This window comes from Carboxylicivirga sediminis, from assembly GCF_018156225.1.
Classification (GTDB): Bacteria; Bacteroidota; Bacteroidia; order Bacteroidales; family Marinilabiliaceae; genus Carboxylicivirga; species Carboxylicivirga sediminis.
Genome location: NZ_JAGTAR010000001.1, coordinates 188,523 through 209,352, shown reverse-complemented (window position 1 = coordinate 209,352; position 20,830 = coordinate 188,523). Strand labels below are relative to the sequence as shown.

10 protein-coding genes are annotated in these 20,830 nt (G+C 43.3%); 9 read left to right on the top strand and 1 reads right to left on the bottom strand.

Features of this window, described 5'->3' with window-relative positions; translation table 11 throughout:
• The first annotated feature begins 150 nt into the window (after nt 1-150).
• Nucleotides 151-1,863 carry an amidohydrolase gene (locus KDU71_RS00770; protein ID WP_212187982.1) on the top strand — a complete coding sequence of 571 codons (1,713 nt, stop codon included), beginning with the start codon at nt 151-153 and terminating at the stop codon, nt 1,861-1,863.
• Between the two features lie 100 nt (nt 1,864-1,963).
• Here KDU71_RS00770 and KDU71_RS00765 read toward each other — a convergent pair whose 3' ends face one another.
• Nucleotides 1,964-2,968: a helix-turn-helix domain-containing protein gene (locus KDU71_RS00765; RefSeq protein WP_212187981.1), complete on the bottom strand. Its 1,005-nt coding sequence runs from the start codon at nt 2,966-2,968 to the stop codon at nt 1,964-1,966.
• 145 nt (nt 2,969-3,113) lie between these two features.
• On the opposite strand from KDU71_RS00765, the gene KDU71_RS00760 reads away from it, so the two are divergent.
• From KDU71_RS00760 to KDU71_RS00725, 8 genes are all read left to right on the top strand, one after another.
• Nucleotides 3,114-4,394, top strand: coding sequence for a serine hydrolase domain-containing protein (locus KDU71_RS00760; RefSeq protein ID WP_212187980.1), 1,281 nt, complete (start codon nt 3,114-3,116; stop codon nt 4,392-4,394).
• 196 nt (nt 4,395-4,590) lie between these two features.
• Nucleotides 4,591-5,421, top strand: a complete 831-nt coding sequence (locus KDU71_RS00755) for a hypothetical protein (RefSeq protein WP_212187979.1) — start codon at nt 4,591-4,593, stop codon at nt 5,419-5,421.
• 366 nt (nt 5,422-5,787) lie between these two features.
• Nucleotides 5,788-8,649 carry a TIM-barrel domain-containing protein gene (locus KDU71_RS00750; protein WP_212187978.1) on the top strand — a complete coding sequence of 954 codons (2,862 nt, stop codon included), beginning with the start codon at nt 5,788-5,790 and terminating at the stop codon, nt 8,647-8,649.
• A 158-nt stretch (nt 8,650-8,807) separates the two neighbouring features.
• On the top strand, nt 8,808-10,988 hold the full coding sequence (locus KDU71_RS00745; RefSeq protein WP_212187977.1) for a beta-glucosidase: 2,181 nt from the start codon (nt 8,808-8,810) through the stop codon (nt 10,986-10,988).
• Between the two features lie 52 nt (nt 10,989-11,040).
• Nucleotides 11,041-15,132 (top strand): two-component regulator propeller domain-containing protein, encoded by a 4,092-nt coding sequence (locus KDU71_RS00740; protein ID WP_212187976.1) that lies wholly within the window; start codon nt 11,041-11,043, stop codon nt 15,130-15,132.
• Nucleotides 15,133-15,210: 78 nt separating this feature from the next.
• Nucleotides 15,211-18,093: a beta-galactosidase GalA gene (gene galA / locus KDU71_RS00735; RefSeq protein WP_244828032.1), complete on the top strand. Its 2,883-nt coding sequence runs from the start codon at nt 15,211-15,213 to the stop codon at nt 18,091-18,093.
• A gap of 86 nt (nt 18,094-18,179) precedes the next feature.
• Complete coding sequence (locus tag KDU71_RS00730) at nt 18,180-19,688, top strand: family 43 glycosylhydrolase (RefSeq protein ID WP_212187975.1); 1,509 nt, start codon at nt 18,180-18,182, stop codon at nt 19,686-19,688.
• A gap of 28 nt (nt 19,689-19,716) precedes the next feature.
• Nucleotides 19,717-20,805: an SGNH/GDSL hydrolase family protein gene (locus KDU71_RS00725; protein ID WP_212187974.1), complete on the top strand. Its 1,089-nt coding sequence runs from the start codon at nt 19,717-19,719 to the stop codon at nt 20,803-20,805.
• Nucleotides 20,806-20,830 lie beyond the last annotated feature (25 nt).

Here is a 20,830-nt window from a genome sequence, read left to right as displayed (position 1 = left end):
TGTGTCCCAAGTTAAACATATTTTTAACACGAGTTGTTCGCCACTGGCTAATGTGAATAATGGGATAGTCATTGACGAAAATGGTGCAATAGACTTTAATTAACCTTTATATGTTTGTATCAGAAATTACAAATAATTAAATTATAAGATATGAAGACAAGAAAGCATTCTTTTAGGACTTACCTGTTAGGTATCCTGATGATAGTTGGCTTGACTAGTTGCACTCAAAAAGAGACAACAGTCACTATTTTTCATGGTGGAACCATTCTAACGGTGGATAGTGATTTTTCTGAAGTGGAAGCCATTGCTATTGAAGGTGATAAGATTGTTGCAACCGGTGATTTATCAAATCTACAGAAAGAGTTTGGGAAACAAGCCAGTTTGATTGATTTGGAAGGCAAAACCATGTTGCCTGGTTTTATCGATCCGCATGCCCATGTGGTAGCTGGTGCCTCCGTTGATTACCTGATGGAATATGTTGGTATGTCGCGTTTTAAAACAAGTGATGAAGTGCTGAAGCATTTAAAGGAGATGGCAGACAATGCCGAACCTGGAAAGTGGATTGCAGCCCGTAACTGGGACCCTGCCGTGCAGGATGGCCCTGAAGAATTGACCATTAAGGATCTGGATGCTGTTTCTGTTGAACACCCTGTTTTTATTTTAAACGCATCAGGGCATTTGGCATATGCTAATTCTAAAGCTTTTGAAGTGGCAGGTATTACCAACAAAGTTACAAACCCCGATGGTGCAGAGTTTGTGCGCGATGCCAATGGTGATTTAACAGGAGTAATGAAAAACATGGCCAGTTTTATTCAGGTTTGGATGGCGATGCCCGAAGCACAAACAGTTGATCCGGTTGAAGCTATACTGGCTTTAACCGGTGATTGGAACTCAAAAGGGATTACCACTACTACCGAGCTGGCCTTGGGGGTGGCAAGTAATAGTACCGCCGATTGGGACGTTCTGAAGGCTGTTGGAGCTAATCCTGAATTAACCACACGTATTCGTGCATATCCGTCGTATTTACTTAATGATGAGTGGACAGAGGTTGATATTCAACCCAATGACGGGAATGATTTGGTTCGCCTGGTGGGTTTTAAACTTGTGGCAGATGGCTCAAACCAGGGCTATACCGGTTTACAGCGTGAGCCATATTGTTGTGGTATGCACCAGGGAACCTATGGTAAAGAATATACATCGGTTGAGGCATTAACACGTTTTGCCAGACAAAGAGCAGCCCAAGGCTGGCAACTGGCTGTGCATGGTAATGGAGATGCGGCCATTGATAATATTTTAACAATGGTTGAAAACCTGATTGAGGATGGGATTGATATAGAGCCTTTGCGTATTCGCATTGAGCATGCTTCAATTATACACGATGAACAGTTTGAAAAGATGAAAAACTACGGTATTTCAGCCAGCTTTCTGATTGGTCATGTTCATTACTGGGGCGTTTGGTTGCGCGATATGGTGTTTGGTGAAGAAAAAGTGCAGCTATTGGATCGTGCGCATAGTGCCGAATGCCGTAATATTAGTTATACCCTTCACTCTGATTTTATGGTGACCAATCCGGATCCGTTGGAGATGATTCAGATTGCTGTTAACCGCAACACTTTCAAAGAGCCGAATTATAAAATATCGCCTGAGGAGAGCGTATCTGTAGAATCAGCTATCCGGGCTTTAACCAGTGAAGCAGCCTGGCAGTGTATGTCGGAGCACGAAATAGGCTCAATTGAAGTTGGTAAATATGCCGATTTAGTTATTCTCGAAAATGATCCACGCAAGGTTGATTCTTACAAAATTTCGGAAATAGAAGTTGTAGAGACCTGGATGAATGGAAAGATGGTGTTTCAAAACAATTAGCAGTCTGCTATATTGAATAGTTTTGCTTTATTATCATTACCCCGTTGCTATAGCAGTGGGGTAATGTTGTCTTGTGGCTATAGGTGTGCATTTTAGGTATTTACAAGGCTATTACGTCCTTTGGGTTAATCCCTTTTACTTTCTTAAACATCTCCGAAAACTTAGGAAGACTACTGTAGCCCAGGTCATACCCTACTTCAGCCACCGAGTAGTTACCTGTTTGCAATCGACGGTAGGCTTCATCCATTTTGGCGCGGGTGTAAAACTTATAAATGGTCATATCAAACAAGGCTTTAAAATCCCTGTTAAGCTTCGATACGCTAATGGCAAACTCTTCGGCAATGGCTTCTACATTGATGGTGTCGGTTAATGAATCCAACAGATGCTTTTTGATACGCATCAGTCGGTTGTAGTCGTCAATATGCAAACCATGTAGCTCATCATCCGTCATCTGTTCCATTATCTTCATGATGATAACAAAAGCCTCAAAAGCCCGCGCTTTTATCATGGCTTTTGCTCCGTAAATACCCTTCTGATAGCTCAGAATATCATCAGCTAGCTGATTGACCTTGTTGGTTGTAGGAATGTGGTATGCAATACCTTCATCAGATGGATACATGGTTTTGAACATCGCAGCGGCTTCAGGTATTAAGTCTTCGAGGCATGCTTTATGAAATTTGAACGTTATGGCTTTATAGGGCGTATTAGCTGGAAATTCGGCTTCTAGCGGAAACATGCCGTTGTAGATAAATATCCCTTTTGTACTGTCGGCTTCAAGTTTTAAGAGTTCCTGTTCAAAAGATTGAGTGTATTTGCCGGTATGGATAATTACCAGGTGATAATAGTCCGGATTGTTATCCGGTACTCGAACCATTTTTAGTGCTTCGGTATGTATAGCATCAATAATCGAAAGCTCAATACCTTCGGTTAGCTGAAGAGAAGTACCATGTATTAATGTTGCACCTCTCTTAAAATAGTATGAGTCAGCCTTTAGCTCACCACCAAAATAGTCATGAACGGCCTTAAAGTAGTTCTCTGCTTTGCCTTCTGTGAATTCAAGAATTATAGGCATGGTGTTCTTCATGTTTTCCATCTCGTCTTTCAAATGTAGTTGAATAAGTGGTGCTGGCCAAGACTAATTAAAGTGTTTTGACGATTTTGGATTTTTGCTTGAAGAAAATCAATAGTTCAGGGACCTGCCGCACCTGTATATTTGTGATGTAAGTTGAAACTATTAAAAACGTTATATTATGAAACTAAGAAATTACTTACTAATGGCAACTGTTGTTTTGGCCATGATGCAGAGTGCTGTTGCACAAAATGGCGATACAGCCAAAGAATTAGGATTGATGGTAGGCTATCCGGCGCCCCAGGATAAACGGGTGGATGCCACAAACTGGGCAATGTATCCTTTTAACCGTTGGGGATTTTTAAATGTGCAACGCATTCATAACACAACTAATATTGATAATGGATATGGTCCGTCGATTCCATTTGAGCGCTCAATTCAAAACATGGATAAACTGACCGTTGGCCTTGACGGAGATCAGCAGTTCGATTTGCGCGAGTTGCTGGAAATATATAATACTGATGCTTTTGTAGTATTGCATAAGGGACAGTTAGTGTACGAGCGATTCTGGAATGATATGACACCTCTATCACCACACTGGGCAGCATCTACGTCTAAATCAGTTATTGGAACGGTAGCAGCCATTTTAATTGACCGTGGCACATTGGATCCTGATGCAATGGTAAAAGACATCATTCCTGAATTGTCAAAAAGTGGGTTTGCAAAGGCTACTGTACGTCAACTGTTAGATATGAGTGCAGGAACCGCCTGGGACGAAAGCATTGAAGCCTTGATGAATGAACAATCTTTTGCCCGTCAATATGGAGCAGCAGCCAACTCATGGCAGATTAAAGGCTACGAAGGTGGCGGAATTATGGACTTTTTGCCATCGGTATCGCAGGAACGGAAGCATGGAGAATCCTTCTTATACAACTCTCCAACTGTTGATGTGTTGGGGTGGGTTTTAAATCGCGTTACAGGTAAGACGCTGGAGCAGAATGTATCAGATGAATTATGGCGTCATCTGGGGGCTGAAGGACAGGCAATCTATCTTATTGATGGAGCCGGAATTGCCTGGGCTACTGGCGGTTTGTCAGCGCCGGTGTACGACTTTGCTAAGTTTGGCTTATTAATGCAACAGGGAGGACTAATGAATGGTCAGCGGGTTTTTTCATCATCTGTAACATCAGACATAATCAATAATGGTAACAGAGATGAATTTATTAATGGGTCACATGCTGATTTATACCCAAATGGCACCTACCGAAATTACTGGTGGGTAAAAGGAGATGCCGATAATTCATTTTTAGCCAAAGGTATTTATGGTCAATACATCTATGTTAATCCAACAAAAGAAGTAGTGATTGTACGTTTTGCATCAGAAAAAACAAGTGCCGATCGTGAGCGGATGAAACGCGTGGAAAATGCGTTTCAGCAAATTGCGGACTATTTAAATAAATAACACCATAGAAACTAAAAAATAAACATGGAGGCTGGTTGATATATCAGCCTCCATTTTTTTTTAAGATGCCACTTGAATATGTCTGAATTACAGTTTGGCGATTATGGGGTGATGTATGAGAATATTGGAATAATTAACCTCCACAATACACCGTAGTTTTGGATATCAAATAAGTCACCATTAATATGAGTAAGTTATGAGAGAGCGAATTATAGTATTTATTTTATTTATGTCTGGCTTTGTTTTTATGGCCAGGGCACAGCACGATAATAAAGTAGTAGCCGATAGCCTTTATATAGATAAGGCTACTAAAGTGGATTGGGATATGAGTCTGGCTTTTAAGTCACAAAATGTCTTCCGAGGTCTGTTGCCTTCAGCCTCTCCGGCAATGGCTACACAGGCGGGTGTTATTTGGGGCGATTGGATTTTTGGTATGTATGGAGGAGTTGGTTTAAATGGCGTTTATCAGGAAACAGATTTTATACTGGTCTATCGTCAACCTCGATTTAACGTGCACCTTGAATATTATTACAACTTTACACAGGGTATTACGGATATACCTGATCCAAGCGGCATATTTGATTTCAATAAACAAACAACCCGCGGCCTGCTCGACCTGATAGTGAATGTGCAGCTTGATAAAGCCGGTCATTGGCATTTAAAGTCATCCACTTTGGTTTTTGGTCGCGATAATGAACTGGAATACATTCAGGATGGCGACGAACAGATCAGTTACAGAGGTGCGCAAAGATATACGCAATACCTGGCATTAGAATATGGTTGGTATTGGGGCGAAAATAAAGTAAAGGCACATGTTGGTGGTGCGTTTAGTTTGCACGATCCAACAGGAGCTCATTTCTATGGGGCAAAACCTGGTTTCAATGATATTGGCATTGCCTTTACCCGAAAGCTTAAAGTTGGCGAAAATGCCAAACTTCCTGTTAAGGTGGCAGCCGTGATGAATCCATTGGCTGAGCGCAGTTATCTTACATTTTCCGTTGATCTGATTCAGTTGAGTAAGTTATAAGTCAGATAATGCTTAAGGTTGTAGAATTGAAGTTCACGGCTTTCTCTCCTGTTAGAGCTTGTTCCGCTTCGCAGAAAGAAGGATTAAGGAGGTTACTAACCGCTAAATAGCAGTTTGTCAGTTGTCTGAGTGTTGCTTTCAGACAATTTAATTATCAAATCATACATACATTCACATCATTAGCAACATAGCAGTTATCATTTTAACCCCTATCATTAACAATCGTTTGGGGCAGGCAGGTGCCATTGCGATACTTTTGTGATGAGTCTATTGACAAATGCCAAAGCGCCATGTGACAGCGCAATCGCAGGTGGTATTGGTCAACAAATATTGACTCTCCAAACATGGAAAAATGATAACAGCCATATGAACAGGACAACACAAAAACTAAAGTATCTCGGACAATTATTAGCGTTCAGCTTTTTATTGGTGTCATGCAGTCAACCGACCTACCTGCGCCAAAGCGATGGCGTTATTATATATCCCAAAGAGTGTAGCAAGGCCGATGCGCAGATAGTTCAGATTCAAGCAGTGTCGGAAGGCATCATCAGGGTGGTGGCATCACCCGAAAAGCAATTAAATCCACGCGAGAGTCTTGTGGTCATCCCACAGGGCGAAAACAAGGTGAAATTCACCCTTGAGGAAAAGGAGGACGCACTGTTGCTCAGTACTGCTGATTTAAAGGTGAAAGCATCGTTGCTAACGGGCGAAGTGGCTTTTTTCGATAGTGCTGGCAATGCTTTGCTAAAGGAGCAAGATGGCGGTCATAAAAAGTTTAGCCCCATAAGCGTTGACGGCTATACCGGCTATACCTTTGAGCAAGTGTTTGAATCGCCCGACGATGAGGCCTTTTATGGCTTAGGACAGCACCAGAGCGACGAGTGGAATTATAAAGGCAAGAACGAGGAATTATATCAGTACAACACAAAAGTATCAGTGCCTTTTGTTGTGTCGAATAAGAACTATGGCCTCTTATGGGATAATTACTCGCTCTCCCGCTTTGGTAACCCCAGTGACTATGGGCAGCTTTCGCAGTTTACTTTGTATAACAAGCAGGGCGAAAAAGGTGGACTAAGTGCTACCTACACAACGGCCGATGGTACTGTGTTTGTGCAAAAAGATGAAGCAGACATTGACTATGAACACCTTGATGCTGTTAAGCAATTTCCCGAGGCATTTCCCTTTGAAAATTCCACCATTGAGTGGGAGGGACAGATTGAAGCACCCGTTAGTGGCACCTATCATTTTAAGCTTTACTATGCCGGATACACCAAAGTGGAGATGGCCGGTAAGGAAGTGGTGAAAGAACGCTGGCGAACTGCCTGGAATCCTAATACCTATAAGTTTACTGTTGAGCTGGAGAAAGGGCAGCGTGTACCTCTTAAGCTAAGCTGGAAACCCGATGGCGGAGTGTCGTATATCGGCCTCAAGGCTTTAGCGCCCCGACCAGATGAAGAGCAGGGCAAACTGTCCTTATGGTCGGAGATGGGCCAGCAGCTCGATTACTATTTTGTCCATGGCCAAAACATGGATGAGGTCATAAGTGGTTACCGGCAGCTAACCGGTAAAGCCACCATCTTGCCTCGCTGGGCCTATGGTTTTTGGCAAAGCAGAGAACGCTACAAGACACAGGATGAGATAGTTGGTACTTTGGCCGAATTTCGTAAGCGTCACATTCCCATCGATAATATTGTGCAGGACTGGTCGTACTGGGAGGAGGACCAATGGGGCAGTCATCAGTTTGATGCCAGCCGTTTTCCTGATCCACAAAAAATGATGGATGATATACACGGCATGAATGCCCACTGCATGATTTCTGTGTGGCCTAAGTTTTATAACAATACTAATAATTACAAGGCACTGGATGCGAAAGGCTTCATGTATCAGCAGGCAGTGAAAGACAGTGTGAGAGACTGGATTGGTCAGGGCTATATAGGTTCCTTCTATGATCCATACAGCCAGGGGGCGCGCGAACTTTTCTGGTCGCAAATGCGCGATAACCTGTATCAATACGGGATGGATGCCTGGTGGATGGATGCTTCAGAACCCGATATACTGTCCAATGCCAGCATTGATTACCGCAAAAAGCTTTGCGGACCAACTGCTCTGGGATCATCCACTGAGTATTTTAATACCTACTCCCTGGCCAATGCCGATGCGATATATAACGGACAAAGAAGCGTAGATCCTGATAAGCGTGTGTTCCTGTTGACACGCTCAGGCTTTGCCGGATTACAGCGTTACGCCACAGCTACCTGGAGCGGCGATATTGGCACCCGCTGGGAAGATATGAAAGCACAGATTACAGCCGGAATGAACTTTGCCTTGTCTGGCATTCCATACTGGACCATGGATATTGGCGGTTTTTGTGTGGAGAAACGCTACGAAACTGCCCGTGAAGGCAGTGAGGATATGGAGGAGTGGCGCGAGCTCAATACGCGCTGGTATCAGTTCGGTACTTTTGTGCCACTCTACAGGGCACATGGGCAGTATCCTTATCGCGAGGTATTTCATATTGCACCCGAATCTCATAAAGCCTATCAAAGTATTGTGGCATACAACAAGCTGCGCTATCGCCTGATGCCATACATTTATTCCCTGGCTGGATATGTCTATTTTAATGATTACACCATGATGCGTGCCCTGGTGATGGATTTCGCGAATGACAAGGCTGTTACCAATATTGACGACCAGTATATGTTTGGGCCATCATTCATGGTTTGTCCGGTATACGAGTATGGAACTCGTCAGCGCGAGGTGTATTTACCCGAAGGAACAGCCTGGTACAATGCCCATAACGGAGCTTTTATTGAAGGTGGTCAACGCATTGTGGCGGAAGCACCTTATGAGCAAATCCCACTGTTTATCAAAGCCGGTTCCATTGTACCGGTTGGGCCTCAAATTGAGTACACCGGACAAAAGCCGCATGCGCCAATCAAATTATTGGTATATACCGGTGCCGATGGTGCTTTCACCATATACGAAGATGAAGGACTCAACTATAACTATGAAAAGGGACACTATGCGATGATTCCTGTTTCGTGGTCTGACAAGGAGCAGGTATTAACAATTGGTGAGCGCATTGGAGCATATAATGGCATGCCCGATGAGCGGGAGTTTGAGGTGATTTTCGCTGATAAAAAGAATAAAGTTGATCTCGATTTTGACCGATTAAAAGGGCAGAAAGTAAAATACTTCGGGAAACCAGTACAAATAAGTGCTGAGTAATAAATGGATGAGAGGGCTCGATGGACAAAGGTGCATCGAAGCTCTCTTTTTATTTGTTCAGTATAATGTGATCTACCTGGACCCTTGAATAAGCAGGTGTAGCTATGTTTTATTACAGGCTGTATTGCGTAATAGTAACCAAGAAAATAACACAAAGTATGAAAAATATAATCCTGTTGGCTGCCATTTTATGGTTGGGATTTTGCTCAAATGGCTTGGCACAAAAGCCTGATGAAGTAGAAGAAAAGATTAGTGCCATTATTGTCCGGATGACGCTGGACGAGAAAGTGGCTATGTGTCATGCACAATCTAAATTCAGCTCGCCTGGTGTGCCGCGCCTTGGTATACCTGAGTTGTGGATGTCTGACGGGCCACACGGCGTTCGTGGCGAAATCAACTGGGACAACTGGGGCTATGCCGGCTGGACCAATGATTCCATCACCGCCTTTCCAGCATTAACCTGTCTGGCCGCTACCTTTAACCCGCAGCTTTCCTTCGAATATGGCGTGGCCATTGGCGAGGAAGCACGTTACCGTAAAAAAGACGTGTTGCTGGGGCCGGGTGTTAATATCTATCGTACCCCACTCAATGGCCGTAACTTTGAATACATGGGTGAAGACCCGCTGCTGGCCTCCAAAATGGTGGTGCCATATATTAAAGGGGTACAAAGCAATGGCGTAGCGGCCTGTGTGAAGCATTTCGCACTGAATAACCAGGAAAAGTGGCGCTCACACATTGATGTGCAGGTGAGTGATCGTGCACTTCATGAGGTTTACCTGCCGGCATTTAAAGCCGCTGTTCAAGAGGGAGGTGTTTGGTCGGTGATGGGTGCATATAATCAGTTCAGGGGGCAGTTTACCAGTCATCATGAATTACTGATTAATAAGATACTGAAAGGCGATTGGGCTTATGATGGCGTAGTGATTACCGATTGGGGAAGCGCCCACGATACAAAAGAGGCAGCTCTTAATGGCCTTGATATTGAGATGGGCACCTGGACTAACGGACTAACTTTTTCTGAACGTTTTGCCTACGATAACTATTTTCTGGCCAAGCCATTCAGGGATATAATAAAGAGTGGAGAACTGAACGAAGCTGTTGTGGATGAAAAGGTACGTCGGATATTACGACTCATGTTTCGTACCAATATGAATCGCGAACGTTCTTTAGGTCGCGCCAATAATGTGGAACATAGTCGGGTAGCCCGCAAGGTGGCTGCTGATGGCATCGTCTTACTGAAAAATGATAAGGATTTTCTGCCAATTGATGAGCATACCAGCCTTACTATTGCTGTGATTGGTGAAAATGCCACCCGCACCATGACAAATGGAGGAGGTTCTTCGGAGTTAAAGGCGAGGTACGAGGTGTCGCCCCTGGAAGGGATTAAGCACCGCTTTAAAAATGCCACTATTATTTACTCAATGGGATATGCCTCCGGACCGCCGGCCTATGGGCGCGAATTGCCTTCGGGTTTAGATGCCGATTCGTTAAGCAGAGCGGCGGTTGAAGCAGCAGCTGAAGCGGATATGGTGTTGTTTATCGGAGGGCTTAATAAGAATCACTATCAGGATTGTGAGGGCGGCGACCGTAAACATTATCATTTACCTTTTGGTCAGGATGAGCTAATCAGGAAAATTACTGATGTAAATCCTCAAACAGCCGTTGTGCTGGTCAGTGGAAATGCTGTTGAAATGCCATGGTTACATGATGTAAAGGGACTGATTCAGGCCTGGTACAATGGCAGTGAAGCGGGCAATGCCCTGGCCGATATTCTTTCGGGTGAAGTCAACCCCTCGGGTAAGCTGCCGTTTTCGTATCCGGTGAAATTAAGCGATAACGCTGCGCACTATTTCGGTCAGTTGTCTTATCCGGGCGATAGTATCAGGCAACATTATCAGGAAGATATACTGGTAGGTTACCGCTGGCATGAAACACAACAGATAAAGCCCCGGTTTGCATTTGGCTATGGCTTATCCTATACTCAATTCACTATTTCAGATGCAGGAGTGAATGCCACCTCTTACCTGGCAAGTGATACACTTAAAGTAAGTTGCACCATCAATAATATGGGGCAGAAAGACGGAGCAGAAGTTGTGCAAGTCTACGTTGGTAAAAAAGATTCAAAGGTAAAACGGGCCGTGAAGGAACTCAAAGCCTTTGAGAAAGTTTACATGAAAGCCGGTAGTACCACCACTGTTGAGCTGATAATACCTGTTGAACAATTAGCTTTCTACGATGAAAGCATAGCCGGCTGGCATATCGAGAAGGGACGATACCAGCTTTATGTGGGAAATGCCTCAGATAATTGCGTTTATCAAACACAATTCAGAATAAAATAGTATTTTTTGGGGTGGCATAGGCCATTGGGTCAATAATACAATTGAAAAATTAATGAAGATAATCCTGTTCTGTTTCGTCCTGTTGTTCTTGCTATCATCTGGTGGACAAGCCCAAAAACAGTACTCCTTTATAAGACTAGGCAACGAAGATGGTTTGGTCAATAATCAGGTGAACTGTATTTATAAAGATCATCAGGGCTTTATATGGATCGGCACAGTGGCCGGGTTAAGCCGCTACGATGGTGTTTCATTCGTTAATTTTAAGCACAACACTGCTGATTCCAGTTCTATTGATGACAATTACATCATCAATATTCAGGAGGATTTTAAGCATAATTTATGGCTTGAAACGTCGCAAGGGTATGAGGTATATGATGTTCGTGAGGAGCGTTTTTACAGCGATCCCAACGAATACCTAGAGAAAGATACCTCTATTATCAATATCGATCGGGTGTATTGTGATAACCACCAGCAAATATGGCTCAAAGATTACAATAAAGAGTACTATCAGCTGTTGGACTCCGCCACATATGAATTACGTTCTGTTTTTCCTGATTATAGTGAAACAGGCAGTTATCTGGTTGATTTCAAGCATGCCAACGGTTACCTGTATTGCCTGTTTGGCAATGGCACGCTTGAATGTTATGACGACAGTGATATACAATTAATCTTTAGTGATGATTATCTGGACGATAAGATGGAGGCGGATAGCCTCAATGCTGAATTATTTATTGATGCCGAAAACGATGTTTGGTTTTATGGGAATAACCTGGGCACTCATCATTATAACGCCTTAACACAGCAATGGAGTTATTACTCAATGACCAGCAATAAAACCCAGTTGACCAGTAATATAATCCGGCGCATTGTACAGGATGATAAAGGATTAATTTGGGTAGGAACAGACCATGGCGGGATTGATATCATCAATAAATATTCTGGTGAGATTCAAACAATATACCATCAACCGGATAATGATAAGAGTGTAGCGCAAAACTCCATTACTGATTTGTATATCGATGATAACAATATTGTGTGGGTTGGCTCCTATAAAAATGGATTTAGCTATTACCACGAAAGCATTCATAAATTTCCGCACTTCCGTCATTTGTGGTCCGATCCGCATAGCATACCATTTAGTGATATCAACTGTTTTGTTGAAGATGATAAAGGCAACCTGTGGATTGGGGCTAATGGTGGTGGGCTCATTTATTTTGATCGTCATAATAACAGGTTTACCCAATATCTACACGATAAAAATGATCCTTATTCGCTGAGTGGTAACGTGATTGTAAGTCTTTTTATTGACGTAAAAGGAGATGTATGGGCGGGTACGTACGCCGCTGGTTTAAATCGCTTTGATGGGAAGAAGTTTACCCGCTATCAGTGTGAGATTGATGGAGGCAGGGGGCTAACGAACAATAATATCTGGTCAATCATTGAAGATAATAAACAAAATCTGTGGGTAGGCACTTTGGGCGGAGGCATTGTGACATATGATCGACAGACTGATCAATTTAAACCTTTGCCCAATAATGGCACGATTGAACCGCCAGGCCCTTTCATTAACCAGATCTTCAAACTGTCGGATGGGAATATGTTTATCGCAACTGCTAACGGGGTGGCATTTTACAATGTTGAAGAGCAACGTTTTAAATACCATCCTACCATCAACCGGACAGAACCATTTGATTTAGGCAATAAAGCGGTTAATGCGGTATATGAAGATACGCGCGGCTTCTTATGGATAGCCACACGCGAAGGCCTGATAATGCTCGATTCACAAACTGATTACATTAAGCACTTTACCGACAATGATGGCCTGCCTGAAGACATTATCAATTGCATTGAAGAGGATGAATACCAGGCAATATGGATTAGTAAATCAACCGGTTTGAGTCAGATAGTGGTTAATAAATTGGTCACTAATGAATATGAGTTTCATATTTATGACTTTACCAAGGAAGATGGTTTGCAGGGTAATGAGTTTAACCCCAATGCTAGTTACAAAACAAGCGATAATGAGCTGATATTCGGAGGTGCCAATGGTTTTAACCTGTTCAAGTCTAAAGATATTAAGTACCCCAATGTGCTGCCTAAAGTGGTGTTCACTGATCTGCAGGTGTACAACAAAACGGTTGTACCCGGGCAAAAAGTGCATGGGAGGCCGCTTTTAAATCAATCCATATCATTAACTGATGAGGTGGTGTTAAAACACTCAATGAATGTGTTTTCCATAAGCTTTACAGCGCTTAATTTTTTCATTGCCGACAAAATCAGATATCAGTACCGCCTCCATGGGTTTAACGAGCAATGGTTGCCCCTTGAACCCGCACAAAAGCAGGTAACCTACACCAACCTTAATGCGGGTGATTATGTGTTTCAGGTGAAGGCCAGCAAAGCAGATGGTTCATGGAATAGCCAGTACTCGGAATTGCGAATTGAAGTATTGCCTCCCTTGTATGCTACTACCTGGGCATTTCTGCTTTATTCATTAATCATTCTGCTTGCTATGATTTATTACCGCTATTCCATGCTGCGAAAAGAGCGCTTAAAGTTTGAGATGGAGCAAGAGAAGCTACTAATTAACCGCAACAGAGAGATGGATGAGATGAAACTGAAGTTTCTGACCAATGTCAGTCACGAATTCAGAACACCACTAACGCTGATCTTAACCCCCTTGCACAAGCTGATGAACCAAGCTACTGACAAATCCAACCGCAAGCTGCTGGAAGTGATTGATCGTAATGCCAGGCAGTTGCTTGAGCTGGTTAATCAGCTGCTCGACTTCAGAAAGCTGGAGCTACATGGCCTGAAATACAACCCTTCCTATGGTAATATTGTTGCTTTTCTGCAGGAAGTAAGTACAAATTTTGAGGAGGCTTTCACCAAAAAACGCATAAGCTTTACGTTTACCCACGATGTTGATCAGTTCATGCTCAACTTTGATCGGGATAAGCTTCAAAAGGTATTGATGAATCTGTTGTCCAATGCTTTAAAGTTCACCCCAGAGAATGGATCTGTTGAGCTTTCGCTTCAAATTGATACCAATGAAGAATTGGTGTATATATCGGTAAAAGACAACGGTATCGGTATTAAGCCTTCGGATATGGATAAGATATTTGTTCGCTTCTTCCAATCTGAACATAATAAAAAGTTAGGCCTTTCAGGCAGCGGCATCGGGCTTAATCTGGCACGCGAAATGGTGCAGCTGCATAATGGTACCATTCATGTAGAAAGCAAGGAGGGTAAGGGTGCTACTTTTAAGGTAGTTCTGCCTGTCACCAGGGAGGATGGTAAGTTGGAGGAAACTGCTGTGGAGGTTGGTGTTGATGACCAGGAGCAGCCCGAATTGCACATTGACATGAAAGGTAAGGCTTCAATATTGCTGGTGGAGGATAATCACGATTTTCGCACGTTTATGAAGGAAACCTTGGAGGACAGGTTTAACATCTATGAGGCAGCTGATGGACAGGCCGGTATTGAAATGGTGCACAAGGTTATTCCCGATTTGATTATAAGCGATGTAATGATGCCCCGTGTGGATGGTTTGGAGCTTTGTCAGAATCTGCGTAAAGATATCCGTACGAGTCATATACCAATTATTTTGTTAACAGCCCGAACCGCTGATGAAGATAAAATCAAAGGGCTGGAGATAGGTGCCGATGATTACATTACCAAGCCATTTAATATGGATCTGTTGGTGTTGCGACTCAATAAACTGCTTGAGAAACGGAGTAAGATGCAAAAGCAGTTTCAAAAAAACGTGGAGATACAACCCAGTGAAGTGCAAATCACCTCGATGGATGAAAAGCTAATAAGCAAAGCGGTGGCCGTGGTCGAAACCAATATTGCCGAATCCTCTTTTTCTGTGGAAGACTTGAGCAAGGAGCTGGGCATGAGCCGTGTTTATTTGTATAAAAAGCTGGTGTCAATTACCGGCAAATCGCCCATTGAGTTTATCCGTATCATACGACTGAAGCGTGGTGCGCAATTGTTGCAGAAAAGCCAGATGAATATTTCAGAAATTGCCTATGAGGTAGGTTTTAACAGCCCGCGTTATTTCAGTAAGTACTTTAAGGAAGAGTATGGCATGTTGCCAACAGCGTATATGAAATCGTTTAATAAAGAAGATAATGCATAAAGATTGAAGCCTCAGGCTTCTGCGTTTTTTTACATTAAAATCTGGTGAATTAACATTTATGCGGGTGATAAGAAACAAATGGACACCTGCTGGCAATTGCTGGAACCTACCTTTGTAGCTGAAAACAACAGCAGTTCTGTAATTATGAAAAAAACCTGGCTATTTCTTGTCATTTGTTTAACCAGCTATGTGGCTTTGGGACAAACAGTGCGTGAACGTATAAATTTTGATGATGACTGGTATTTTGCTTACGGTCATCCCTTTGATAAAACAAAAGATTATCATACAGGAACCAGCTACTTTACATACCTGGCCAAGGCGCGCTATGGTGCTGACGGGGCGGCAGCAGCTGACTTCGACCATAGGGCATGGCGACCTGTAAATTTGCCCCATGACTGGGCGGTAGAGGTTCCATTTGATGCCAAAGCCAGTCATAGCCATGGTTACAAAGCTGTTGGTCCCGGTTTTCCGGAAACATCGGTTGGTTGGTATCGCAAAATATTCTTTATTGACAGTACACAACTGGGCCATCAAATCTTCCTCGATTTTGATGGAGTATCACGCGATTCTAAGGTATGGGTCAATGGTCATTACCTGGGCAATGAACCCAGCGGATACCAGAGTTTCAGTTATAATATATCCGACATTATCAACTATGGAGCGGATAATGTGGTAGCTGTTCGTGCCGATGTAAGCATGGAAGAAGGCTGGTATTACGAAGGAGCTGGCATATACCGCCATGTGTGGTTGCGTACAACGCCCGCATTACACATCCCGAAAGATGGACTGTTTGTACACAGTGAGGTCACAGATAGTCATGCGCAGGTATTTATCGAGACAGAAGTGGACAACAAAGGTGATGCTGAGCAGCATTTTAGTGTCAGGCACCGTGTGCTGGATGCGGCAGGTAATATGGTAGTTCAGTCTGCTGACGAAACTGCTGCACTTTTGCCAATGGATAATGCCTTATTGAAGACCAGAGTGCAGGTAGAAGCGCCGCAACTGTGGGGCCTCGATACACCATATATGTACCAGTTGGTGACAGAAATTTGGGCAGATGGGCAATTGATTGATCAGTATCAAACATCCTTTGGTATCCGTACCATTTATTTTGATGCCGATAAGGGCTTCTTCCTAAATGGGAAACATGCTAAACTTAAAGGGACAAATAATCACCAGGATCATGCAGGAGTGGGCTGTGCCATGCCCGATGAATTAATTCGATGGCGTCTGCAGCAACTCAAGAATATGGGCAGCAACGCCATTCGTAGTTCACACAATCCACCAACACCCGAATTACTCGATTTGTGCGATGAAATGGGGATATTGGTCATCAACGAAAATCGCTTGATGGGCACCACCAATAAAGCTTTATACGAACTGGAGCGCTTGATAAAGCGCGATCGGAATCATCCATCGGTTATTGTGTGGTCCATTGGTAACGAGGAGTGGGGCATCGAATGGAACGAAATAGGTGCGCGTATGACCCAAACCATGCAAAACTTTGCCCGGCGTGTTGATCCCACCCGACCGGTAAATGTGGCCATCAGTGGTGGCTGGGGGCAAGGTTCATCCACTACAGTGGAGATAATGGGGTATAATTACCTGGTACATGGCGATACCGATGAGCACCATAAGAATTTTCCGCATCAGCCATCAATAGGTACCGAAGAGGGTTCAACGTTTGCTACGCGTGGTGTTTATTTTGAAGATAATGAGCGTCAATATAAAGTGGCGTACGATGTTAAGCCAAGACCAGGTTGGTTTACCATACAGGAGGGCTGGAAGCATTACGCCGAAAGAGATTACCTGTCGGGTATGTTTATATGGACCGGTTTTGATTATCGTGGAGAATCAACACCATATACCTGGCCATCGGTCACCTCTTATTTTGGCATGATGGATGTGTGTGGTTTTCCAAAGGATAACGTGTTTTACCTTAAATCGTGGTGGCAGGATGAACCAGTGTTACATCTATTGCCGCATTGGAACTGGCAGGGCAAGGAAGGTGATACCATTGATGTGTGGGTATATAGTAATTGCCAGGAGCTTGAACTGCTGCTGAACGAACAATCATTGGGCACAAAGACAATGCCGTTAAATGGCCATTTGTCGTGGAAAGTGCCTTATGCTCCCGGAACCATCAAAGCGATTGGGTATAACAATGGCGAGCATGTGCTGACCAAGGCGCATACAAGCACCGGTGCACCGCAGCAAATCAACTTAAAGGCGCATCAAACGGTCTTAAAGGAACAGAATGATCTGGCTGTTATAACGGTTGAGGTACATGATGAGAAGGGTCTTCATGTACCAACTGCCAATAACCTGATTGAATTTGAGATAGATGGTCCGGGAAAAATAATTGGACTGGGCAATGGCAATCCAACATCGCATGAAAAAGAGGTGTTTATTGATAACTATCAGCAGATAGAACTACCTGAAACAAGCTTGTATAGCCTGACCGATGCTAAGTTGGCCAGGCAGCTGACAGTGTTAGATAAGAAGGAGCAGAAATACATTAAGCAATTGGAAGCTGAGAAGGCCTTGGTGACTGAGTTCGTGTTGGCAGAAATGCCAAACGAAAATCAAATATATACCTGGTATTATATCCATGTTGGCCAAAAGCAGCGTGTCTACCTCAATGGTCACCTCTTGAGCGCTCAGCTAAGTGCCAACGACAAGCATGCCAGTTTTGTAATTGATAACAGTTTATTGAAAAAAGGCACCAATCACGTGCTGTTGATAACCCAGCCATTTGAGCCTCAAAACGAGTGGGATAAGCCCAATCGCAAGGCAGGTGTTATACAGGTGATCACTGAGTCAGAATTGCCCAATCGCCAGCTCTTTAATGGCTTGGCTCAGGTGCTTGTGCAATCAACCGGTGAACCGGGGCAAATTACCTTAAAAGCTAAGTCAGAAGGATTGCAGGAAGGTGCAATATGTTTAGATGTTGTGCCCTAAAGTGAGATGTTTCCTAATAAATGCCTTAGCCTGATTTGTTTCATGACTGCTAAAATCAATTGCTCGATCATATTAATTCTTCATTGATGAAAAAACTCGTCTTAGTTCTATCCTTCATAGTATTTTACAATATAGTGAGTGCTCAGAGTCAGTCAGGTTCGCAACTGGCTGCAAAACGCTCGTTTATGAATCCGATATTTGCGGGAGATTATCCGGATCCCAGTATTCTGGTTGATGGTGAAGACTTTTATGCTGTTCATTCGTCCTTTGAATATTATCCCGGTTTAACGATTTGGCATTCAAGAAATTTAGTGAATTGGACACCGCTTGTCAGCGCTCTGACGGAATATGTAGGATCTGTTTGGGCCCCGGATATAGCCAAACATGATGGGAAATACTATATCTATTTTCCGGCTAATAATACCAATTACGTAGTTGTTTCAGAGTCAGTTGAAGGGCCGTGGAGTGCTCCGGTTGACCTGCAAATTGGTAATATCGATCCGGGACATGTGGTTGATGAAGAGGGTAATCGTTTCTTATACTTTAGCAACGGTGGCTATGTGCCTTTATCAGCCGATGGCTTATCGGTTACAGGTGAGCTTAAACATGCGTATGATGGCTGGCCCATTCCCAGAGACTGGAGTATTGAGTGTTTTTGCATGGAAGGACCAAAGCTATTTAAGCGAGGCGATTACTATTACTTAATAGTGGCGCAAGGTGGTACAGCAGGTCCTGCCACTGGCCATATGGTGGTTGCTGCGCGCTCAAAGTCGGTCACCGGTCCATGGGAAAACTCCCCGTATAATCCCATTATTCGACCTAAGAGTAAAGATGAAAAATGGTGGTCGGTGGGTCATGCAACGGTGTTTGGCGATGTGCAAAATGATTGGTGGATGCTGTTTCATGGTTATGAAAAAGACCATTACAACATGGGACGACAAAGCCTGTTAATGCCTGTTGAGTGGATCACAGATAATTGGTTTAAGGTGCCCGATAATGTGCAAGTTGATGAGCCGATCAAACTACCAGCTTTAGCCGGGAGCGAAAGTACATTTGAATTAAGCGACTCGTTTGATGGTCCACAGTTAAATGCCCAATGGAAATTTTTTAAGGACTATGATACCTTACGATACAAATTAGAAAATGGACTAACCATTGAAGGAAAAGGACAGGATATAGCTGAGAGCGCACCTTTATTATGTGTGCCTCGTCATCACTCATATACTGCTGAGGTAGAGCTGGAAATAGAAGGCGATGCCATTGGAGGTCTTGTTCTTTTTTATAGTCCCAAGATAGCTTCAGGAATTTTGGCCGATAGTTCCAATGTTTTGGCCAATTTAAGGGGCTGGCAATTTGTCACCGAAGAAAATGTACTGAACAGACGGGTCTGGTTAAAGCTAAAGAATTGTGATAATACCGTTGATATGTATTACAGTTATGATGGAACGACCTGGAATAAGATAGAAAACTCAGCTGAAGTTTCGGCTTATCATCATAATGTGTTGAGCGATTTTCTTAGTTTGCGGATTGGTTTGGTGTCAATGGGAGCAGGGCAAGTCACTTTCAAGAATTATAAGTACACACCAATCGAATAATAAATACAAAAGATAATTGATTCACGCGATGAAAGAATTTACTAAATACTTTATAGTTATAAGTTTGATGTTTCTTGGCTTTTGGGCATGTCAGCCACCTACAACCAGTTTGTCTTTTAGCGATGCCGATATCACTTACGAAGGCCGTATACTCATGCGCGATACGGTGGCCGAGTTAATATGGCCTGGCACCAGTGTATCCATCCGTTTTAAAGGCACCGGATTATCAGCAACCTTGCAGGACCTGGATACAGCCAATTATTATAACGTCATTATTGATGATGTGCCGACAGCGGTGATACATACCGATACCACAAAGCGACACTATGTATTGGCTTCTGATTTAAAGAAAGGGGTACATACAGTGCAGCTGTTTAAACGTACCGAATGGGATAAAGGTAAAACCCTGTTTTATGGTTTTAAGCTCCACGAAGGGAGTAAGATTCTTTCGCCACCAAAGCCTAAAAAACGGAAAATTGAGTTTTATGGCAATTCAATAACCTGTGGATATGGCAATGAGGACACTAGCGATCAGGACCGGTGGTTTGGCTATTTTCAGAACAATTATGAAACGTATGCTGCCATCACGGCCCGCCATTTTAATGCACAATACCATTGCATTGCCAAGAGTGGTATTGGCATAACGGTTAGCTGGTTTCCAATGGTTATGCCTGAGATGTATAATCGATTAGATCCCACCGATTCCACATCGGTTTGGGATTTTAATGGCTATGTACCCGATGTGGTAGTCATCAACCTGTTTCAAAATGACTCCTGGATTGTGACTGATCCTAACAACGAACAGTTTATTAATCGTTTTGGCGAACAGGCTCCCGCTGATACAACTATCATTCAAGCATATGAAAATTTTGTAGGCTCAATACGTGGTCAATACCCTCAAGCGGCCATTATCTGTGCCCTTGGTAATATGGATGCCACCAAAAGTGGTTCTGCATGGCCCGGGTATGTTCAATCAGCTGTTCTTCAGCTCAATGATCCGGATATCTATACCTGTTTTTTCCCCTATAAAGATACGGGAGGCCATCCTAAGGTTGATGAGCAGCGGCAGATGGCCAGTCAACTGATTAAATTCATCGAGGCGAATATCGATTGGTGACAAAAAGAATAAGACTGAGATAAAA